This is a genomic window from Burkholderia sp. Ac-20392 (assembly GCF_017104585.1).
Lineage (GTDB): Bacteria > Pseudomonadota > Gammaproteobacteria > Burkholderiales > Burkholderiaceae > Burkholderia > Burkholderia lata.
In genome coordinates, this window is record NZ_JAAGPB010000591.1 from 1 (window position 1) to 4,751 (window position 4,751).

Below are 4,751 nucleotides of genomic sequence, written 5' to 3' on the forward strand. Positions count from 1 at the left end.
CGGTTCCTGCGCCGCACGAGCCTCGACGAGCTGCCGCAGTTCATCAACGTGCTGAAGGGCGAGATGTCGGTCGTCGGCCCGCGTCCGCATGCGCTCGCGCACGACGACATCTACATCACTTCGCTCCAGCGGTACACGCTCGTCTCCCCGCTCAACCCGGGCATCATCGCGCGAAAGACCTGAGACTGGTCCACGTTGATTCTCCTTCGTTACGATGCCGTCCTGACAGAAACGCGCGTTCCGGTTCAGGCGGCGATGGCTTGCCGGGCGGTCTGCCCCGGCTCGATTCCTAGCGCTGCAAACGTTTGCGGATCGATGTCGATCCAGCACGCGACCACCAGACGTCCGTCCACCTGCTTCGGCGGGCCTGCGCGGTGCGCGTGTATGCCGATCCGGCGGAACAGCCGTTCCATGCTCGCGAACGTCACGCCGATCAACTGCCGCGCGCCAAGCTGCGCCGCGCATTCGACGACGGCCGCGAGCATCGGGCGTACGGCCCATTCGGCATTGCCCGGCCCGCCTTCGTCGTCGGTTGCCGCGAACCGGGACAACTCCCAGACGGCGGCCGATTGCGGCAGCGGCATGTCTTCGGCGATCAGGTCGGCGAACAGCGAATTCAGCAAGTACGGGCGCGTCGTCGGCAGCAGGCGCGCACATCCGCACATGTCGCCGTCGGCGTTTCGCGCGAACACGTACACGGTATCGTCGCGATCGAACTGGTCGCGCTCGAAGTTCTCGTTCGCCGACGGGAGCGCCCAACCAAGCTGTTCGACGAACACACGGCGCCGATAGCGCCCGAGATCCGCTGCAAGTTCGTGTGGCAACCGCCCTTCTTCGTGAACGAAGGTCCGCATGGTGTCCTCGGATCTGTGCTTTTGTATGCGTGCATTACATCGCGCAGCACGAGGGGGCTGTAACTGGTAACTCTTACAGGGTGACGTCGGAAAGATGCCGTTTAGGACGTGGTAACGGTTTCTTGATCAACGGGATTGAAAACCGTGGCGCTTTTGCTTATAAAGAGCGCCAGCATCGCGTAAATTGTCAGAGGAATAGATGCGCAGCCAGTTGTCACTGGAGCGTCGGACCGGCATGATAGGCGTCGTTGTGGCCGAGCAGGGCTGACGCGACAGCGGCGGGCCAGTCGATGCACGCGAGCCGTGCGGTGAGCGCGGCGGCTGTGCGGAACATGCCGATGTCGGTGCCGGTGGCGTCGACGGCCATCACGTTGCTGCGGACGTCGCCGCCCGCGATCACGAACGCGCCCGTCGCGCGGTCGAGATACCAGTCCCAGCCGATCGTCACGTAAGCGACGCCGGCACTGGCCGGGCGATGCCATTCGGTATAGCCGGCGAGGCGAGCGTCGATTGCGCTGTCGCGCAATTCCTCAAGCAGCGATGTGTCGAGGCCGCTTGCGACATGGTCGAACGCAAGCACGGCGAGTGCGCCTTCTGACAGGCGTACGTAGCCGTCCGGGGACGGGCCGGGGACCGGGTGCAGCAAAGGTGAAGTCATGCGCGGAATGTATCAGCGTCGAACGGGTGCTGGAACCTGACAAGTATGACAGCGTGACGTCGTCGGAGAATGAATGGAACTGCGCTGGCAGGATGCCTATCAACAATTCAGCGCCGCGGAAGACGAGCAGCAGCTCTTCCAGCGGATCGCCGCCTATTCCAAACGGCTGGGATTCGAATACTGCTGTTACGGCATTCGCGTCCCGCTGCCCGTTTCGAAGCCGGCGGTCGCGATCTTCAATACCTATCCGGACGGCTGGATGACGCACTACCAGGCGCAGAACTACATCGAGATCGACTCGACGGTTCGCGACGGCGCGCTCAGCACCAACATGATCGTCTGGCCGGACGTCGACCGGATCGAACCGTGCCCGCTGTGGCAGGACGCGCGCGATTTCGGATTGTCGGTGGGCGTCGCGCAGTCGAGCTGGGCGGCCCGCGGTGCGTTCGGTCTGCTGAGTATCGCCCGTCATGCCGACCGGCTGACGCCGGCCGAGATCAACATGCTGACGTTGCAGACGAACTGGCTCGCGAACCTGTCGCATTCGCTGATGAGCCGCTTCGTGGTGCCGAAGCTGGCGCCGGCGGCGGGCGTCACGCTGACCGCGCGCGAGCGCGAGGTGCTGTGCTGGACGGCCGAAGGCAAGACCGCGTGCGAAATCGGCCAGATCCTCAGCATCTCGGAGCGAACGGTCAACTTCCACGTCAACAACATCCTCGAGAAGCTGGGCGCGACGAACAAGGTCCAGGCGGTCGTCAAGGCAATCTCGGCCGGGCTGATCGAGACGCCCTGACAGGGCGTGACGGCGGCAGCGCGACATGCGGCTGCCGCCAGGCCGCTCACTCCATCATCGGCTCCGCTTCCTTCGCGGTCCAGCTCACGCTGGAAATGCTTTTCTCCATGCTCATCCGGCTCGCGATCTGCTCGAGCTTCTGCTGATCCTTCGGATGCAGCTTCAGTGTCGCGGTCACCTTCAGCCGGTCCGGCTGGTCGGGCACGTCCTCGCTCGTGAGGCTCTGGAACGACAGCGGCTTCGCATACATCGCGTTCGACAGCAGCGTGCGGATGTGCACTTCGTCGGAAGCCAGGCAGATCACGGTGATCTGGTATTCGCGCACGAGATCGGCATTCGATACCGGCGTCGCGTTGATCGCCTGGCTGACACTGCGCAACAACGTATTGGTGAGCAGCACGACGCCGGTGCCGGCGAGCGCCGGCACGTAATGACCGGAACCGGACAGCACGCCGACGGCGGCCGAGCACCAGAGTGTCGCGGCCGTGTTGATGCCCTGGATCGAGCCCTTGTCGCGCATGATCACGCCGCCGCCGAGAAAGCCGACGCCCGACACGACGTAGGCCGCGATCTGCGTGACGCCGGCGACGCCGTTGCCGGTCAGCACGCCGAGCGTGACGAACAGGCACGCGCCGCTCGCGACGAGCGTGATCGTGCGCAGGCCGGCCGTGCGCTGGCGCATCTGGCGTTCGATGCCGATGGCGACGCCGCAGGCGAACGCGGTGAAAAGACGGAGTGCGAAATCGAAAGTCATGGTTGTCCTGCCGTGCAAGGAGCGCGTGCCGTTTCGCGTCGCTGCGGCGCAAGGCCGAAGGCGACACGAAGATAGCCGTCATCGCGCGGTACTGTACCGCGCGAATGCGTCATTCAGTGTGAAACGGTAGGCGTGCGGCTCGCGGAACGCGAGCCGGGCAGGAGAACTGCGTCGGACAGGCGTTCAGGCGGCAAGCGGCGCACGCAACGGAGTGCTGCAACTGTCCACGATGGTTCCTGAAGGAAGAATGGGCGGCATTCTAGTGGGCGGCGAGCGCATGCGTCAACCGCGTCGCGGCGGTTGCGCTACTGCGCCGAGCCGATCGTCCCCGTCGCAAGCGCGAGCGCGGCAGCAGCGGACAGCGCCCCGGCATAGCTGTCGACCTCCGCGTTGCGTGCGGCGAGCAACTGGCTTTGCGCGATCGTCGCATCGGTGACCGAACCGACGCCGTTCCGGTACGCGGTCAGCGCCGCGTCGTAACTCGTCTGCGCGGCATCGACGAGCGCCTTCGCCGCGTCGTGCGACGCCAGGCTCGTCTGCACCGCGTTTTGCGCGGCGACGACCTGGCGGACGGCCTCTTCCTTGGTCCGCGTGAGTCGCGCGGATGCGCTTTCCGCATCGTTGCGCGCCTGCATCAGCACGGCCGAGCGCAGGCCGCCGTCGTACAGCGGAATCGTCACGCCGAGGAACACGCCGCCGCCGTAGCGGCTGCCGTTCAGGTTGACGGTCGGCGCCTGGTCGCCGATCGCGGGCAGCGCGGAGATTGACGTGCCGCCGCTTGCGTACGACGTCGACGCGGACAGGAAGATCTTCGGCATGAACGCGGCTTCCGCGGCCTTGATCTTCGCGCGATTGGCCTTTTCGAGCGCGAACGCGCCCTGCAGGTCGGGGCGGCGCGCGATCGCATCCGACACGATCGCGTCGACCGACGAGCCGAGCGCGGGCGGCAGCGGCCGCTTCGGCAGCGCGGCGATGGTCGGTTTCGACAGCGGCGAGATGCCGAGCGCGGAGACGAGGGCGAGGTAGCCGTCGCTCTCGGTGCCGTTCGCCTGCACGAGCGCGAGGTTGGCCTGCGCGCGGTTCTGCGTCGCCTGCGCGAGTTCGACGACCGTGCCGACGCCGTGCTTGAGCCGCGCGCGGGAGGCCGTGAGGATCGCGTCCGCGTTTGAGAGGCCCTGCTGGGCGCTGAGCGCGCGCGAGCGTGCGGCTTCGTAGCGGTAGTACGCGACGGTCACGTCGTGGATCACCTGCTGGTGTACGGCCGTGAACGCGACGTTCGACGCGATCGACGCCTGTTCGGCCGCTTCGACGCGCGCCGCGCGGCCGCCGAAATCGAACAGCAGCCATTGCAGGGACAGCGCCGAGATGGTGCCGTGCACGGTGGAGTTGCTCGACGAGTCGCCGAGGATCGACGACGTCGAGCCGTGGTTCGCCTGGTACCCGCCCATGGCCGTCGCGGACAGCCTCGGCAGGTAGGCGGTCTTGGCCAGGCCGACCGCGAGCGCCGCGTTACGCGCATCGTTCCACGCGATACGGGTCAGCGGGTTCGCCGATTCGGCGAGATCGATCAGCTCGGGCAGCGTGTATGCGTGCGCCGCATCGAGCGCGGCCGGCGGCGAGACAGACGCGAGCGCCGGCGACGCGGGCAGCGTGTAGTCGTGCGAACCTTGCGCGGACGCGCGCGGCGGGCCC

Annotated in this window: 6 protein-coding genes; 2 read left to right on the forward strand and 4 right to left on the reverse strand. The window is 66.5% G+C overall.

Annotated features, from left to right (window positions below; genetic code table 11):
* The first annotated feature begins 6 nt into the window (after positions 1 to 6).
* Positions 7 to 183, forward strand: coding sequence for a sugar transferase (locus G3N99_RS42450; RefSeq protein WP_277396479.1), 177 nt, complete (start codon positions 7 to 9; stop codon positions 181 to 183).
* 62 nt (positions 184 to 245) lie between these two features.
* On the opposite strand, the gene G3N99_RS35070 is transcribed toward G3N99_RS42450, so the two are convergent.
* Positions 246 to 854: an acyl-homoserine-lactone synthase gene (locus G3N99_RS35070; protein ID WP_174937282.1), complete on the reverse strand. Its 609-nt coding sequence runs from the start codon at positions 852 to 854 to the stop codon at positions 246 to 248.
* Positions 855 to 1,068: 214 nt separating this feature from the next.
* Entirely contained in the window at positions 1,069 to 1,512 is a 444-nt protein-coding gene (locus tag G3N99_RS35075) for a DUF4902 domain-containing protein (RefSeq protein WP_174937284.1), read from the reverse strand.
* 73 nt (positions 1,513 to 1,585) lie between these two features.
* Here G3N99_RS35075 and G3N99_RS35080 point away from each other — a divergent pair, with 73 nt between their 5' ends.
* Positions 1,586 to 2,305 carry an autoinducer binding domain-containing protein gene (locus G3N99_RS35080; protein ID WP_174937286.1) on the forward strand — a complete coding sequence of 240 codons (720 nt, stop codon included), beginning with the start codon at positions 1,586 to 1,588 and terminating at the stop codon, positions 2,303 to 2,305.
* 46 nt (positions 2,306 to 2,351) lie between these two features.
* On the opposite strand, the gene G3N99_RS35085 is transcribed toward G3N99_RS35080, so the two are convergent.
* Together G3N99_RS35085 and G3N99_RS35090 are read right to left on the reverse strand one after the other, a co-directional pair.
* Positions 2,352 to 3,059 carry an MgtC/SapB family protein gene (locus G3N99_RS35085; protein ID WP_174911619.1) on the reverse strand — a complete coding sequence of 236 codons (708 nt, stop codon included), beginning with the start codon at positions 3,057 to 3,059 and terminating at the stop codon, positions 2,352 to 2,354.
* Between the two features lie 305 nt (positions 3,060 to 3,364).
* On the reverse strand, positions 3,365 to 4,751 hold a 1,387-nt coding region (locus G3N99_RS35090), incomplete at its 5' end, for a TolC family protein (RefSeq protein ID WP_206124655.1).